General features: G+C 43.0%; 9 protein-coding genes. 3 read left to right on the plus strand and 6 right to left on the minus strand.

Features of this window, described 5'->3' with window-relative positions; all coding sequences use genetic code 11:
- Window positions 1-354 precede the first annotated feature (354 nt).
- The 5 genes from V7K42_RS03180 to V7K42_RS03200 all read right to left on the minus strand — a co-directional run bounded on the left by V7K42_RS03180 (window position 355) and on the right by V7K42_RS03200 (window position 7,358).
- Window positions 355-1,404, minus strand: a complete 1,050-nt coding sequence (locus V7K42_RS03180; RefSeq protein ID WP_334913470.1) for a serine/threonine-protein kinase — start codon at window positions 1,402-1,404, stop codon at window positions 355-357.
- A 362-nt stretch (window positions 1,405-1,766) separates the two neighbouring features.
- The gene (locus V7K42_RS03185) at window positions 1,767-4,001 is read right to left on the minus strand and encodes a glycoside hydrolase (RefSeq protein WP_334913472.1); all 2,235 of its coding nucleotides are present in this window, start codon (window positions 3,999-4,001) and stop codon (window positions 1,767-1,769) included.
- 102 nt (window positions 4,002-4,103) lie between these two features.
- The gene (locus V7K42_RS03190) at window positions 4,104-4,334 is read right to left on the minus strand and encodes a NifU family protein (RefSeq protein ID WP_012408256.1); all 231 of its coding nucleotides are present in this window, start codon (window positions 4,332-4,334) and stop codon (window positions 4,104-4,106) included.
- An 848-nt stretch (window positions 4,335-5,182) separates the two neighbouring features.
- Window positions 5,183-6,949 (minus strand): ATP-binding protein, encoded by a 1,767-nt coding sequence (locus V7K42_RS03195; RefSeq protein WP_334913474.1) that lies wholly within the window; start codon window positions 6,947-6,949, stop codon window positions 5,183-5,185.
- A 172-nt stretch (window positions 6,950-7,121) separates the two neighbouring features.
- Window positions 7,122-7,358 carry a hypothetical protein gene (locus V7K42_RS03200; RefSeq protein WP_334913476.1) on the minus strand — a complete coding sequence of 79 codons (237 nt, stop codon included), beginning with the start codon at window positions 7,356-7,358 and terminating at the stop codon, window positions 7,122-7,124.
- A gap of 532 nt (window positions 7,359-7,890) precedes the next feature.
- On the opposite strand from V7K42_RS03200, the gene lepA reads away from it, so the two are divergent.
- Entirely contained in the window at window positions 7,891-9,702 is a 1,812-nt protein-coding gene (gene lepA / locus V7K42_RS03205; RefSeq protein ID WP_334913478.1) for a translation elongation factor 4, read from the plus strand.
- A 187-nt stretch (window positions 9,703-9,889) separates the two neighbouring features.
- Here the strand turns inward: lepA and V7K42_RS03210 are convergent, their stop codons facing one another.
- Window positions 9,890-10,963, minus strand: coding sequence for a 2-aminoethylphosphonate aminotransferase (locus V7K42_RS03210; protein ID WP_334913480.1), 1,074 nt, complete (start codon window positions 10,961-10,963; stop codon window positions 9,890-9,892).
- A gap of 403 nt (window positions 10,964-11,366) precedes the next feature.
- On the opposite strand from V7K42_RS03210, the gene V7K42_RS03215 reads away from it, so the two are divergent.
- Both V7K42_RS03215 and V7K42_RS03220 read left to right on the plus strand, forming a co-directional pair.
- On the plus strand, window positions 11,367-12,716 hold the full coding sequence (locus V7K42_RS03215) for an ATP-binding protein (protein ID WP_334913482.1): 1,350 nt from the start codon (window positions 11,367-11,369) through the stop codon (window positions 12,714-12,716).
- A 183-nt stretch (window positions 12,717-12,899) separates the two neighbouring features.
- A partial coding sequence (locus tag V7K42_RS03220; RefSeq protein WP_442938514.1) for an nSTAND1 domain-containing NTPase occupies window positions 12,900-16,421 on the plus strand: 3,522 nt, incomplete at its 3' end.

The raw sequence follows: 16,421 nt of genomic DNA on the forward strand, positions 1-16,421 counted from the left end.
AAGTAACAATTGACTAAGTAATTAAGTGAAACCCTGATTAATTAACCATTACTGACTATTAAATATAGTCACAATACTTACTAGATTTGTTTTTGATATTTTAAATTGCCAATACTTAAAGTAACAAAAGTATGACTTACGCAAGAGTTACAGAATAACGAACCGCAGAGGCGCAGAGGACACGGAGAAATCAGAGTTTTGGTATATTTTACGTAAGTCCTAAAAAGGTTGTTTGAAAAGTACACCATAGCTAGAAAGGGGGCAAAAATTACTTAAAGTCACCCAATTTATCAAGAGATTTAGGAGGCTCTATAACTCTTTGAGACATCACAAATAACTTTCAAACATCCTCGTTTACTTAAGCCTTGCTCGCCATTTCCGAATAGCACTAGCAGTTCTGGCAACAGGTGGCAGGTACACATCAGGAGTTTCGTTAAAGTTTTCGTATTGGGTAATACTTTTATTACTTAATTTTTGCGTAGTTAGACAGTTAGCTAAAGTAGGCAAATAGCTTTCATAACTTAAAGCTTTTATCACTTCATCAGCAGCCTTAAACCGATCGGCTAAGGTCATCTTCACCATTTTTCCTAAAATTTGGGCGAAACTATCGGTAATACTTACTTCTTTTTGCCACCACATCTCACCAGTATTTGGGTGATAATCAAATTCTAAAGGACTTTTAGCGGTCAACATATAAATACAAGTTACACCTAGTGCATAAATATCACTGGCATAAACTGGACGCAGAGAAAATTGTTCTGGTGGCGCAAATCCTCTAGTACCAATAAAATTAGTATTGATGGCTTGATTGGTAGAGTTTTCAGCATCAACTAATTGTTCTTTCACCGCACCAAAATCAATCAGCACTACCCGCTTGTCGTACTCACACCGCAATAAATTTTGGGGCTTAATATCCCGATGAATCACATGATGTTTATGAAGATACTGTAATACTGGTAATAATTCTCGTAAAAACTGTTTAACTGAGGCTTCACTTTTAGGCCCAGTTCGCCGTATTTCTTGGGCCAAAGTCAAACCCGGTACGTATTCTTGAATTAAAAAAAACTCCCCATTGGACTCAAAGTAGTCTAATAGCATGGGAATTTGCGAATGATTACCGAGTTGACCTAAAGTTCTTGCTTCTTTTTCAAAACGCGCACATGCCTTTTCCCAGCTTTGGGGACTACTCACTTTCGGACAAAGCTGTTTAATGACACACAGAGGATTCCCAGGTAAGACGGCATTTTTGGCTAAAAATGTAATGCCAAAACCACCTCTACCTAGAATTTGCAATATTTCATAGCGATCGCGAAACAGCTTCTTGGAACCACACATCTGACCAAGTTGACTTTGCTGTGAAATGCTCTCTTGAGAATTCGTTATTTTCTGAGAAAAGCGATTCATTAGTATAGAGTATCTGCTCTGAAATGTCTCTAATCTTACGACGAATATTTCTTTATAACAGTAATCTTACTGTAACTTTGCTAAATCATCACTACTTTTCTGTTAAAAATTTAAAAAGCAAAAATAAATCTCTGTAGAACTAGCGCTTTTAAAGTATGGCAAGGGACTGGGGACTGGGTGAAAAGTCTTCTTGTGTCTAAGTTTCATCATCTGTTGATGTCCTAACCACCAAGGCTTGTGCTATAACTCCAAAAATCTCTTTTGTCACTGCGTTCTCTGCGCCTCTGCGGTTTAAAAGTAACTTATTTGACTAATAGACACGCAGATAGCACAGGGTAAGAAGTTAAAAACAGTATTGAGTTCTAAGGCACTTCAATAGGAATCAAAGTATTTTCCGGCAGGTAATTACAAAAACGCCCTTCATCTGCAAGCACCAAAATCAAGCGCAGAGGATAATCTGGCGGAACTTGTAAATCTGCCCACGGTACTGCCAATTCTAAACAACTATTTAATGCTACTTGAGCGCGGCTGAAACGGGGCTGCCATTGATAATTGTCTCCAGCTTCCCGAAACTGAATTGATTGCGTCAGCAAGTTAACTTCTAGAAGATGGTGAAAAAGGTAATTAAGTGGGGCTGCATCTGGTAAATCTGCCAAAGGAACTGGGCTATTAAGCATTGTCTTTTCTGGATAAAACCACAGCAGATTCAACTCTGTTGGCAAATCCTGCCCTGGCGTAGCGCCACTTTTAAAGTCCAGCCGTACATAGAAATTGAGGTGATCTACCCCATACCAAAGTCGCTGGATGACACTGCTATTGTGCATCGTTCCCCGCGCCCCGCCGATTTCTATGCGTCCAGCTTTGTCCCAATCTTGCTCGTCACCGTTACCATCAATGACAGGATGAATAAATCCTTGTGGGGTCTGGTTTGTCTGTGCTTCGTGGATTTCCACTGGTTGCTTGAGATAGGGCGGTACAGGTTCATTTAATGCTTTATAAATGCCAAACAGGTGTTCTCGAAACAACTGGTCAAAAATGGCATCTTGATTTGAAGAGTGCCCTGCACCAAACCACCAAAACCAGTCTGACCCCTCTGCGGCATACAATGCTTCCCACGCTTCTGGATTGTTTTCTTCCGTCGCTTCGGGATGACTTGCGAGCATAAGCCTTGCTTCCGTTAAGTAATCCCAAGCCCGATTTTTGGCGCGATCGCCGATCCAGGTGGTGAAGCTGCCATCTACCCAAGAACCACTATGTAGTTGCCCTCCGGGAATAGTGGCTGTGGCGGGGAATTCTTCCAGGAATTCGGAGACTGTGACAAGTTTGAGCCGGGGTTCATCGCTCAAACTTTGATACAAAGCTTCTAAGAAGGGTTTGCCGTCTTCGGGATAAAATTCCCAGCAATTCTCTCCATCTAAGGCGATGGTAACTAGCCAAGGTTGGTCACTTTGACTGTCTCTTTGCTTTTTTGCGATCGCTTGCAAATGTCCCACTAAGTCTGCTGCTGCCTGTTTTGCTGGCATCGCACTATAAGTAAAGCCAATTAAATCTGATAATCTGTGGTCACGAAACACAATTGACAAATCGCCCTCTGCGGTTTGCAGGCGATAGGGTCGGTACAACAATTCTGGTTGCTGCACATTCCCCGCCCCATCCCGATGAAATAAGTGTTTCAGCGTCCACCCTAAGACGGCTTCATCTGAGCATATCCACTTAAACCCTTGGTTAATAATATGTGGAAGTATTGCCGGACTGACTGATTGTTCCGAAGGCCACAAACCACGAGGGATTTGTCCAAAGCGTTCTTGATAAAAGTTCCAAGCTTTCCGCAAGTGACGGGGAATATCTTCTTCCCACTGAAAGCGTTGTTTAGGTAGTGTCATATTGGGCACAGCTACCCGACCAGAATTAGTATCAGCTAATAAGGGCAAAATCGGGTGAGTGTAAGGCGTAGTGGTAACTTCCAGTTGCCCCGCCTCCTGCATTTTGCGATGTTGAGGGATAATGCGGCTGAGAATTTCTCGTTGTTTGGAATAAATGCGCTGGCGATCGCTTAAAGTAAAATTCCGACCCTGTTTTAACCAAGTCGCAATTTCCGGGTCATCCCAAAACAGCGGATCGATCCAAGCCAAATTGTGCCAAGTTAGCAAATCACCATAATCTGGCAATTCCCAATTTGCTAAACACCAAGCTTGCCCCTTATCTTGCCTTTGCTCATACAACTCGGCATAACGGGGATGAGGATCAATCAGCGTATGGTGATTGGCATCGAAAAAGTGTTGGATAATGAATTCGCGCTGTTGCTGGGTGAGTTGTTCATCCGGTGTCAAGCAGGCTGTGAGGTAAGGGTCAAAAGCAGTCCCAGCAATATAATCTTCGAGTTGCAATATCAGCGATGGAACTAAATTCACCGTTTGGTGTAACTTAGGATACCGTTCTAAGAGCAATACCAAATCTAAATAATCTTTAGTCCCATGTAAACGTACCCAAGGTAGACGGTACTGCTGGCTCGCAGATAGGGAAACGCCACTACCAGGAGATTTGTACAAAGGCTGATGTTGATGCCAGATAAAAGCGATGTAAAGAGGATGAGGCATAGCGAGTGACTAGGGGTTAGGAAATGGGGATTAGGTATTAATGATAAATTATGAATGAAAAAATCCATTCTTCCCCAGTCCCCAATATCCAGTCCCCAGTCCCTACACTACTTGTTCAATTTCCGCAATTTCAGGAATCATTTCTTTTAAGCGACGTTCAATACCCATTCTTAGGGTCATTGCCGAACTGGGACAAGAACCACATGCACCTTGCAGGCGCAGTTTTACAACAGGCCCATCGAGTTCTACGAGTTCCACATTGCCGCCATCAGACATGAGATAAGGGCGCATTTCATCTAAGACTGTTTCAACGTTGTCAATTGTGAGTTCCATAGTTTTAGACCTGCTAAGTTAATGATGGGCATTGGGAATGGAGGTTTGAGAATGGGGAATGGGGCATTGAATAATGGTGATTACTGTACCCTATACGCCGTTACTGGTTAACCATTATCCAAAATTTTATTTTTCATGTTGTCTGGAAAAGAGCTTTCGTCTGAGCCTCCTACTTTACTTTAGCTTTTAGGTTATGCTTTGCAGTCTGACGGAAGACAGGATTTAAGGAAAAGGGGTCAAAAATCTATTTTTCGCAAATTTGAGTAGAGCAAAACAAAAGCCAACATTTAGGTGTTTGTTGTGTTTTGTTCTTCACAACCCAGCCCATAATTATACAATTGTGTGGACTAGGGGCATAATCCCGGATTTCTCACCACATCTCTAAAAACCTTGTGCAGGGGAGCAGGGGAGCAGGGGAGCAGGGGTGCAGGGGAGAGTTCAAATACCAAGTTCTTTCGGGAGCAACGCGAAAAAGTGAGATCCTCGTGAAAAGAGCAGGGGGAGCAGGGGGAGCAGGGGGAGCAGGGGGAGTGAAGAGAAAACTTTAGTATTTTTTACGACCTTTATAGCTATAAATACACTTATTTCTTTCTCTTCCCCTGCCTCCCCTGCATCCCCTGCTCCCCCTGCTAACAAAATCGCATTGCTCCCAGTTCTTTCCCCTCTGCCCCTCTGCCCCTCTGCCCCCCTGCCCCTCAAGCTTGTGAGAAATGCGGGATAATGCTTTCCAATCCCCCATCCCCAATTTTGTGATTTCTTAACTAAATAATTACTAAAAAACTTTAAAATTTAAAATCCCAAACTTAGTATTACTAATGACCAATGACCAATGACCAATGACTAATGACTCATTCAACACTATTTATTGAGTCGCTATCATTAGATGAAACCATGACTGGCTGTTGATATAGTGGCACTGTAAATGTGACTGTTGAGCCAAGTCCTTCGCCCAAACTATAAAAATGTACCTCGCCGCCCATTGCCTCCACTAGCTTCTGAGATATTGCCAGTCCTAAACCAGTACCACCATACTGGCGAGTGCGGGAGCCATCCACCTGAGAGAATAATTGAAACAGTTTATCTTGTTTGTCTAAAGAAACACCAATACCGGTGTCTGCCACACGGACTCTCACCATGCCAGGAAATTCTTGACCTTGAAAGTTCGGTTTTGATTTTTTGAGTACTAAATCGGCGCTGACAGTTACGCCGCCTTCATGGGTAAATTTGATGGCATTACCTAGCAAGTTGAGCATCACTTGTAGCAATCGTTGATAGTTGCTTTGGACAATAATTTCATCGGAGGTAGGAGGCATTTGCATCATAAAGCTGAGGTTTCTCATTTCTGCTTGGGGACGCATGAAACTTTCTACATCGCTGAATAGCTCATCTAGCTTAACTGGAGCGTAAGTTAGCTCCATTTTGCCAGCTTCGATTTTGGCAATGTCCAAAATGTCGTTGATGATATTTAAGAGATGTATCGATAAACTATGAGCTTCTTCTAAAAATTGGTTTTGTTCTTCTGGGTCATCTGCCATCCCTTCCAAAATCAGCTTCAAAAAGCCAATCATGCCGTTGAGGGGGGTACGAATTTCATGGGATACATTAGCCAGAAACTCGCTTTTGAGGCGGGAAGCTTCTTCGGCTCTTTGACGCGCTACTTCTAATTCTTCATATAAAGTAGCATGTGCGATCGCAGTTCCCAATTGATCTGCTGCTTCTTTTGCTAGTTCTAATTCCGATTCTGTTAATGTGTAACATTCATCTTGCCAATTCAAGGCAACCAATCCATTCGCTTGGTCTTGATAGCAAGTTGCAACCACTAAAGTTTTCTGCCGCCCAGACTCCTTGTATCCAGCGACTTCCATCACAACTGGTTCTAGGGTTGTCAAAGCCTGAGTAAAAGCAGGCTCAGAAGCTATATCTATTTCTGAGCCAACCATTGATTTGAGTTCTGGCTGGCGATACTCAGCCTTCACTTTTACTTTTGAGCTAGAGGGTTGATAAGGACAAATAATACAGCGCTCTAGCCGCAGGGCTTTCCCCAAACTGTCAACTGTTTGCTGCCAAATTATATCTAAATCCAATGTCCTGCGGATATTTCTGGTAATGCGATTTACCAGTTTTTGGTGTTGCTGCGATCGTAAAGCCAACTCTATTTGTGTGGGCGTTTTGGATGCTACACGCGCTTGTTTTTTGTTCAGCGTTGCTTGCACTAACCGTCCCATCACTAAAACTGTAGTGGCAGTTGTTCCTAAACTCGGCATAATCGGACTAATCACTAAGTCCAACTCAAATAATTCCTGGTGGTAGCTAAACCAACATTGAAACCTTTCTGGCACCAAATTTGTCAAAATTCGGTGCAATCGTTCCAAATAATTAACCTTATCCACTGGGACAAAGGTTTGGGTCTGATTCAGCTCGTCAACTATTTTTTCGGTATTTAACCCCAGGAGTTCGCTGTGCTGCCAACAAAAGGTCAGATAGCGCCCTGCCCCGTCTTGCGTATATACCAACTCGGCTCCTAGGGCTGGTAATGAGCCATCAGTCTTACTGGTAATAGATTCCAGATTTTGGGAAAATACATTTGGCAATTGGGAATTGGCAGTAATAGTCATTAATTGAGTTGGATAGACAAAGGGTATCCGACCGTGATTTTACTAAAGCTGCTCAAATTTTTGCATAAATTTTTACAGCTTTTTTATTTTTGATTATGTATTTCTTAATGTTTTGAAATCCGGGTTGGCAAACTTCACCTTTTTAACTTGCATTGACAGATGAATAATGGCATCAATCGTTCCATTCACCTCGAGGAGGAACGTGGGTACGCACAGGGGTGCGCGTCAGTTCGTCATCTCTGAGGATTTCACCGCGCAACCACTGGCGAATTGCTACCTCAATCACTTTACTTGGATCGTTGGTGAGATGCTGAATTTGCTCTAGTAACTCGGAATCCAGGCGGACAGCAATTTCTACCTTATCGGCTCGTGTGTTTTCCGCTTCGGTAGTTCTCTCTTGCATATTCATAGGTTTGATATACTCTGAATTGGTTTTGTCTAAAGCTTTGTAAAGTAGTTATATTCATCATTTGGGCTAATTCACTGAAAAATCTTCAAGGGGACAGTTAAATAGTTCCCCAAAATAGCACCAAACTAACAGCTTTAATTTTTAAATTGCATTTTTCATATAACTGGCTAGACAATGACTTTAGAAGTTTTGCCGATAAATCAGTGATTATGGGGAATTACAAGTCGCAATTGCCCACGATCGCTACACGATCCCTACATGTACTTATTTACATTTATTGTACGCTCCTAGCTGTTGAATACTAGCAGCGACAAATAGACTTTCATAATATTCTTAAAAGTCCACCTATTTAGATCGAAAGTTAAAGATAGGGTGAAGAGGGGCATTGGGCATTGGGAAGAATTCTGCCCCAGTTCCCAGTCCCCAGTCCCCAATCCCTAATCCCCAATACCCGTCTTGGCTAAGAAAGCATTAAAATACATTAAGTAAATTGCTCTTTTAACTTTGGTTGCTGCTAAGGCAAAGATAGTATATGACTGACGTTCCCGCAGTTCGCATTCGCAATTTTTGTATTATTGCTCACATCGACCACGGGAAATCAACCCTCGCCGATCGCTTGCTACAAGCTACTGGCACTGTTGAAGACCGACAGATGAAGGAACAGTTTCTCGACAATATGGATTTGGAACGGGAGCGCGGCATTACGATTAAGCTGCAAGCTGCCCGAATGAATTACACAGCGAAAGATGGTCAGCAATATGTGCTGAACCTGATTGACACTCCGGGACACGTGGATTTCTCTTATGAAGTCTCCCGTTCTCTTGTTGCTTGTGAAGGAGCGCTATTGGTAGTCGATGCGTCCCAAGGTGTAGAGGCGCAAACTTTGGCAAATGTCTATTTAGCCTTAGAGAGTAACCTGGAAATTATCCCGGTTTTGAATAAAATTGATTTGCCGGGGGCAGAACCAGAACGGGTAATTGGCGAAATTGAAGAAATTATCGGTCTAGATTGCAGTGGTGCGATTCTGGCTTCTGCTAAAGAAGGAATTGGTATTAATGAGATTTTAGAAGCAGTTGTCGAGCGGATACCGCCACCGCCCAATACCATAAATGAACGCTTACGAGCGTTAATATTTGATAGCTATTACGACAGTTACCGGGGAGTGATTGTGTATTTTCGGGTGATGGATGGCACCGTCAAAAAAGGCGATCGCATTCACTTGATGGCATCCGGTAAAGAATTTGAAATTGATGAACTGGGCGTTCTTTCTCCCACTCAAAAGCAAGTTGAAGAACTGCACGCTGGGGAAGTAGGCTATTTGGGAGCGGCAATTAAAGCTGTAGCTGATGCACGAGTAGGAGACACAATTACTCTCAGTAAGGCGAAAGCTGAGTCACCCTTGCCAGGTTACGCAGAAGCGAACCCGATGGTTTTTTGCGGGATGTTCCCCATTGATGCTGACCAATTTGAAGATTTGCGGGAAGCCTTAGAAAAGCTGGAACTCAACGATGCAGCGCTGCACTACGAACCAGAAACTTCGAGCGCGATGGGATTTGGCTTCCGTTGCGGGTTTTTGGGTTTGCTGCACATGGAAATTGTCCAGGAACGCCTAGAGCGAGAGTATAACCTCGATTTGATCATTACGGCCCCCTCGGTGGTTTATAAGGTGATTACCCTCAAAGGTGAGGAACTCTACATCGATAATCCTAGCCGTTTGCCTTCGCCCAACGATCGCGAAAGGATTGAAGAACCCTACGTCCAAGTAGAGATGATTACGCCGGAAACTTATGTTGGCAGCTTGATGGAGTTGTCACAAAATCGCCGTGGCATCTTCAAGGATATGAAATATCTCACCCAAGGACGAACCACACTTACTTACGAACTTCCCTTAGCGGAAGTTGTGACTGACTTTTTCGATCAAATGAAATCGCGATCGCGCGGTTACGCCAGTATGGAATATCACATCATTGGCTACCGTGAGAATCCTCTGGTGAAGCTGGATATCATGATTAACGGCGATCCTGTGGATTCCTTGGCGATGATTGTGCATCGGGATAAAGCTTACAACGTCGGGCGGGCAATGGCAGAAAAACTCAAGGAACTAATTCCTCGCCATCAATTCAAAGTGCCAATTCAGGCATCTATTGGCAGTAAAGTTATCGCCAGCGAACATATCCCTGCTTTGCGGAAAGATGTACTTGCCAAGTGTTACGGTGGTGACATCAGTCGGAAGAAGAAACTTTTGCACAAGCAAGCAAAAGGTAAAAAGCGGATGAAATCTGTAGGTACTGTGGATGTACCCCAGGAAGCTTTTATGGCAGTACTACGCTTGGATCAAAACTAATAGAAAGAAGAATTCAGGAGTCAGGAGTCAGAATGGGCTAAACGCCCCGCTAGCGCTAACAGAATGAATTGAAGTCCGAGTAGCGAATAGCGACGCGAAAAGCGAGTCTGCGTCAAGCTATGCGTAAGCAAAATATTCTGAATTCTGAATTCTGAATTCTTCTTCAACGTTATCCCTTCTGTGAATATTACGAATTACGAATAATTTCTTTAACAACAACAATAAAACGTTCCATGTCAGCTTGGGTAATAGCTCCCATTGTTGATACTCGGAAAATAGATTGGGCTAAATTTCCCTGTCCAGAATAAATAATATAGTTTTGGGCTTTGAGTTGGTCGTGAAATTCCTCATAGCTAAAACCATCGGGTAAGTAGTAGGCATTCAAGACAACGGATGAACTGCCAAGAGGAAGTAGGGGTTTAATTCCTATTGAGGCTAATCCGTCTCTGACTAAGCTGGCAAGTTGATTGTAATAGCTGTGTCTGGAACGCCAACCCCCTGCTTCGGTCATTTCTTGCAAAGCTTCTGTTAAGGCATAAAATGTCTGTACTGATTGCGTAAAAGGTGTACCGCCTTGGTCTTGCTGCTGGCAATAAGTTCCTAAATCTAAATATAAAGTGCGGGGGATTGTGTCTACTGGTAGTGCATCCCGTTGCAGGATGACAAAGGACACTCCGGGAACCCCATGCAAACATTTATTGGCTGTTGCAGCGCAAGCAGTAATTCCCCAATCTGCAAAATTTAGTTCCTCTGCACCAAAGCTGCTGACGGCATCTACTAATATTTTGATCTGGCGTTCTTGACAAATGGGTGCAAGTTCTAAAAAATTATTGAGGCGACCGGTAGTAGTTTCGTGATGAACGACAGCCAGGTGGGTGATGTCGGTGTTTTCATCTAAAAGCTTGACTAAAGCGTTGATATCTATTTCGGCATTCCAAGGATGGGAAAGTGTGATGTAATTGATTTCGTGGATTTTGGCGATTTTGGATAGTCGTTCGCCATATACACCGTTTTCAATTACTAGTAATTTGCCGTTTCTGGGTACTAAACTGCTGATCATTGCTTCCATTGCGGCAGTACCAGAACCAGTGAGGAGAACTGCTGCCCAGCCGCTCCCAAGACCGTACACTTGAAGTAATTGTTCGCGGATTCTGGTTTGAAGTTGGGAAAATTCTACCTCACGGTGACACAAATCGGGACGTAATAGGGCATTTCTGACGCGATCGCTTAAATTAACTGGGCCGGGATTTAGTAAAATCATTTTGTCATTTGTTATTAAGCGTTAATAATAGGACTTACGCACGAGTTATGGAATAACGAACCGCAGAGGCGCAGAGGGCACGGAGAAATCAGAGTTTGAGAGATATTTTGCGGGGAGCAATGCGATTTTGTGAGCAGGGGGAGCAGGGGATGCAGGGGAGGCAGGGGAAGAGAAAGAAATAAGTGTATTTATAGCTATAAAGGTCGTAAAAAATACTAAAGTTTTCTCTTCACTCCCCCTGCTCCCCCTGCTCCCCCTGCATCCCCTGCCTCCCCTGCTCTTTTCACGAGGATCTCACTTTTTCGCGTTGCTCCCTATTTTGCGTAAGTCCTAAATAAATTAAAAGTTTGTATTTTGAACAAGAATATCTAGGACAATACGAGATAATTGCACTACCAGCATTATGTCTATAGATTTACGGGAATTTTATCAGGCTACTGACCCCAGCAGAACTTTGTTTGTTAACAATAGCTCTGATGGCAAGTATTATATAGATTTTTCTTCAGTTCGAGGTGGTGATATTCTTGGCAAGCTGAAGCAGAAAATTACTTTTTTTAAGCCCAATGAACCCACTTGCACTTTATTTACTGGGCATATTGGTTGTGGAAAATCGACGGAACTATTAAGGTTACAGGCAGAACTGGAAAAATTAGGCTTCCAGGTGGTCTATTTTGAGTCCAGTGATGACCTGGAAATGACCGATGTTGATATTGCGGATGTGTTGCTAGCGATCGCTCGGCGGGTGAGTCAAAATCTCGATAAAATTACACTGGAGACACCCAACAAATTTAATGAGTTGCTCCAAGGTGCTTGGAAGGTCTTAAACTCCGAGGTGACGGGGGTAAAAGTTAAGGTTCCAAATGTTGGCGATTTTGGTGTCACCTCCGAAAAAGAAAAGCTTTCTCTGTCTGTGGGTATTGGTGAAATCACCGCGAAGATGAAAAATGACCCCACGCTGCGAGAAAAACTCAACCAGTATTTAGCACCGCAAAAAACTAAGCTGCTAGAAGCGATTAATCAAGAATTATTGGAACCTGCGATCGCTAAACTCAAACAGCAGGGTAAAAATGGTCTAGTGGTAATTGTCGATAATCTTGACCGTATAGATAATCGTGTCAAACCTTGGGGTCGTCCGCAGCAAGAATATCTATTTGTCGATCAAGGTGAGTTTTTGACTAAGCTTAATTGTCATCTCATCTATACCATGCCCTTGTCCTTGAAGTTTTCCAACGATTACGGAATGCTGACTCAGCGTTTCCCAGAAGATCCCAAGGTGTTACCAATGGTTCCTGTACAAAAGACTGATGGCAGTGTTCATTTACAGGGAATGGCACTCATGCAGCAGATGGTACTAGCAAGGGCTTTTCCTGACATTACACCAGAGGAGCGTTTAGATAAAATTACCGAGATTTTTGATAGTGCGGCTAGCCTAGAACGGTTATGTAAAATGAGCGGTGGTCATGTGCGGGACGTGCTGAGGCTGCTGAATACCTGGATTATGGAAGAAATGAGTCTTCCCCTCACCCGTGACACCTTAGAGCAAGTTATTCGTTCTCGCCGGAATGAAATAATGTTGCCAATTTCTGATGATGAGTGGCAATTGTTACGTCATGTCAAGGAAAGGAAAAAGGTGAGTGATGACCAAGGATATCAAAAACTGATTCGCAGTCGGTTTGTCTTTGAATATCGGGATGGTGGCGAGTCTTGGTTTGATGTTAATCCCGTTTTGGCTGAAGCCAGGGAGTTGCAATGAGGAATCAGGTAGTGTGCAGACAAGTTGGATTACCCCCCTTAATCCCCCCTTGTGAAGGGGGGAAACCGGAAAATCTAGTTCCCTCCCCTTTACAAGGGGAGGGTTAGGGAGGGGTAATTCAATGACTGGTAGTGATTCCATCCTTTACCTCCTACACTCTAGATTTACGTCGGCTTATGACTTATGACAAACTCGCAACCACCAGAAGATGACCATGTAAACAACAATCGCACTCTGCAACAATTAGCTTGGGCGATCGAATCCTCTGTGGGTCAGTTTAAGCTGATTTTGGCCCGGTGTAATTATGCTAGTTTGCGCGATCGCTTAATCTCCAGATTGCAGGAAATTTGTCGAGTCAAAATTCGGGTTTTGGCGGTGCAGGAATCTCGCAAAACTCTTTATACTGCGATTCAGGAAGAATTCGGCGAAGAGATACCAGCTTGTGTGATGGTTGTGGGTTTGGAATCAGTGCAGAATTTATCTGTGATGCTAACTTCTGCGAATCAAGTGCGGGAAGAGTTTCGCAAGAATTTTGCTTTTCCTTTAGTGTTGTGGATTGACGATGAAATCTACAAGCAACTAATACAGCTTGCGCCAGATTTGGAAAGTTGGGCAACTACGAGAAATTTTGATATATCAACACAAGAATTAGTAGATTTTGTCACCGAAACGGCTAATTCTTGGTTTAGTAATAACTTAAAATTTAGCGTAGATGGATATATAAAGCTGGAAAATGAGTTAGAAGCAGCGCAAAGATATTTACTCAATAAGCCAGATGCTTATAATTTAGAAATTCAAGCAGATTTAGAATCTTTATTAGGTTTTATCAAACAGATAAATAATCAAAAAGATTTGGCGCTACAGCATTATCACAAAGCTTTAGAACTCTGGCAACAAAGTAATCATTTAGAACGACAGGCAAAAATTCTCGGTGAGATTGGCTTTTGTTATTATCTCAAAGCTTTTAAACATCAAGATATTAATCATCCCGATTGGCAAGTGACTTGGCATTATGTTCAAGAATATATAAATTTTATTAACCAGTTCCGAAGTCCAGATTTAATTGCTAATACAGTAGTTAAATTCGGTGATATATTGCGAGACTTGCAAAAATGGGAAACTTTGCAGAGTCTTACAGAGAAAGCTTTAGTAGTACATCAAACTAACAACCAGTTAAGGGAATTAGCCAAAGATTACGGTTTTTTAGCTGAGGTGGCTTTGGCTAAAAAAAACTGGGTTGAAGCAAATCAGCTTGTTCAGGAAGCCTTGAAAGTTTTTGCTGTGATTCCCAATGTGGAATCAGCGAGTATATCAGGGGTTGGATCTGAGATTTCCGAAAGAGATTTTAAATCAAAAGATTTGAGTTTATATCAGTTTATTTTAGGTCGTTCTCAATACCATTTAGGTCAAATTCAACAGGCAACTCTCAGCTTAGAAACTGCTAGGGATGTGGGTAATCCCCTAGAAGATGTCAGGCTTTACTTGGATATTCTGAGATTTTTGCAGCAGCTTTATTTTGAGCGGAAAGAATATCTCCAAGCATACACAATCAAACAGCAACGGCGTTCCATTGAACAACAATTTGGCTTGCGGGCTTTTATTGGTGCGGGTAGGTTAAAAGCAACAAAACAGGCATTTGTAGAAACATTGCGCTCAAACTCTCCCCAAGGAAATATTGCCCCAGAAATTGCTGCATCTGGTCGCCTATTGGATGTAGAACGTTTAATTGAACGCATGGGTCGCCCTGATTATAAGCTGATAGTAATTCATGGGCAATCGGGTGTGGGCAAGAGTTCCCTGGTGAATGCGGGATTAGTGCCAGCTTTAAAGAATAAAGCGATCGGTGTTCAAGATTATATGCCGGTGGTAATGCGGGTTTACACCAACTGGGTGGAAGAGTTGGGGAAGCTTTTGAGAAAGGGGAGAGATGAGGGAGAGTTAGAATTTCAAGTTTTGACCTTAGAAGGTCAACTTCCACCCTCAGAAGGTCAACTTCCACCCTCAGAAGGTCAACTTCCACCCTCAGAAGGTCAACGTTCACCCTCAGAAGGTCAACTTCCACCCTCAGAAGGTCAACTTCCACCCTCAGAAGGTCAACTTCCACCCTCAGAAGGTCAACTTTCACCCTCAGAAGGTCAACTTCCACCCTCAGAAGGTCAACTTTCACCCTCAGAAGGTCAACTTTCACCCTCAGAAGGTCAACTTTCACCCTCAGAAGGTCAACTTTCACCCTCAGAAGGTCAAACTCCGCAATATTTAATATCCAGACTCAAAGAAAACGAACAGCGCAACCTCCGCACAGTGCTAATTTTCGATCAATTTGAGGAATTTTTCTTTGTTTACACCGAACCTGCCCAAAGGAAGCAATTCTTTGAGTTTCTGGGAGAGTGTCTGAATATTCTATCGGTGAAAGTTATCTTATCGCTGCGGGTAGATTACATCCATTACTTGCTGGAGTGCAATGATTTGTCCAGCCTGAAGATTATTGGCAATGACATTCTCAGCAATAATGTGCTTTACAAGTTGGGGAACTTCTCACCTGCTGATACCAAGTCAATTATTCAGCGTTTAACTGAAAATACTAGTTTTCGCTTAGAAGATGCTTTAGTTGAACAACTGGTGCAAGATTTAGCCGATGGATTGGGTGAAGTTCGTCCCATTGAGTTGCAGGTTGTGGGGGCGCAACTGCAAACGGAGAATATTACAACTCTGGCAGAATATCGGCAGCGTGGCACTAAAGACGAATTAGTTAAGCGTTATTTGGAAGAAGTTGTTAATGATTGCGGTGTTGAAAATCAGCAGGCGGCTGAATTCTTACTGTATTTACTGACGGATGAAAAAGGAACTCGTCCCCTGAAGACTCGCGCTGAGTTGGAACGCGATTTGCAGGGGTACTTCTCGGAGATCCCCCCAACCCCCCTTAAAAAGGGGGGCTTAATTTCTTCTACCCCCTTTTTAAGGGGGTCGCCGAAGGCGGGGGGATCGGAAGCTAGGGGGGAACAAGCTTCTGAAATTAGTAAATTAAATTTAGTGTTAGAAATTCTTGTCCAATCTGGCTTAGTGGTTTTGTTACCAGAGAACCCTTTTGACCGTTATCAACTGGTACATGACTACATCGCCGCCTTTATCCGCCAGCAGCAGGAACCGAAGTTAAAGCAGGTGATGGCGGAACTGGAAAAGGAACGAGAACAAAGAAAACTGAGTGACGCGAAACTGAATAACTTTCTCAAACGCGCCCTTTTTGGTTCGGTCGCCGCAGGATTAGTATTAGCTGGGTTGGCAGGGGTATCATGGCGATCGGAAAAAGAGGCAAATGAGCAAAAAAAACAAGCCGATATTAATGAAATTAACGCTATTAATAATTCTTCAGAAGCGTTTCTTGTCTCTGAACAACATCCAGATGACTTAATAGCAGCTTTAAAGGCAAGTGAAAAACTCAAACGCACACCTTCGGCACAGCACAGAAGCGATACCTTAATACAAACTGTGGTAACTTTACAGCAAGGGGTTTACTTAAAGCCAAAGGAACCAAAAGAAAATCGTGCCATAGAGGTAAATACCTTAGAAGGGCATAGCAGTGGGGTCTATAGCGTAGTCTTCAGCCCCGATGGCAAGACACTGGCTTCTGGCAGTTATGACAACACGATCAAACTCTGGGATGTCAGCACAGGCAAAGCCATCAAAACCCTGACTGGGCATAGCAGT

Source organism: Nostoc sp. (assembly GCF_036917455.1).
GTDB lineage: Bacteria > Cyanobacteriota > Cyanobacteriia > Cyanobacteriales > Nostocaceae > Nostoc.

What these genes read in the sequence shown, in the direction of transcription:
- V7K42_RS03180 (WP_334913470.1), bottom strand. Translation starts at nt 1,404, where the DNA reads ATGAATCGCTTTTCTCAGAAAATAACGAATTCTCAAGAGAGCATTTCA.
- V7K42_RS03185 (WP_334913472.1), bottom strand. Translation starts at nt 4,001, where the DNA reads ATGCCTCATCCTCTTTACATCGCTTTTATCTGGCATCAACATCAGCCT.
- V7K42_RS03190 (WP_012408256.1), bottom strand. Translation starts at nt 4,334, where the DNA reads ATGGAACTCACAATTGACAACGTTGAAACAGTCTTAGATGAAATGCGC.
- V7K42_RS03195 (WP_334913474.1), bottom strand. Translation starts at nt 6,949, where the DNA reads ATGACTATTACTGCCAATTCCCAATTGCCAAATGTATTTTCCCAAAAT.
- V7K42_RS03200 (WP_334913476.1), bottom strand. Translation starts at nt 7,358, where the DNA reads ATGAATATGCAAGAGAGAACTACCGAAGCGGAAAACACACGAGCCGAT.
- lepA (WP_334913478.1), top strand. Translation starts at nt 7,891, where the DNA reads ATGACTGACGTTCCCGCAGTTCGCATTCGCAATTTTTGTATTATTGCT.
- V7K42_RS03210 (WP_334913480.1), bottom strand. Translation starts at nt 10,963, where the DNA reads ATGATTTTACTAAATCCCGGCCCAGTTAATTTAAGCGATCGCGTCAGA.
- V7K42_RS03215 (WP_334913482.1), top strand. Translation starts at nt 11,367, where the DNA reads ATGTCTATAGATTTACGGGAATTTTATCAGGCTACTGACCCCAGCAGA.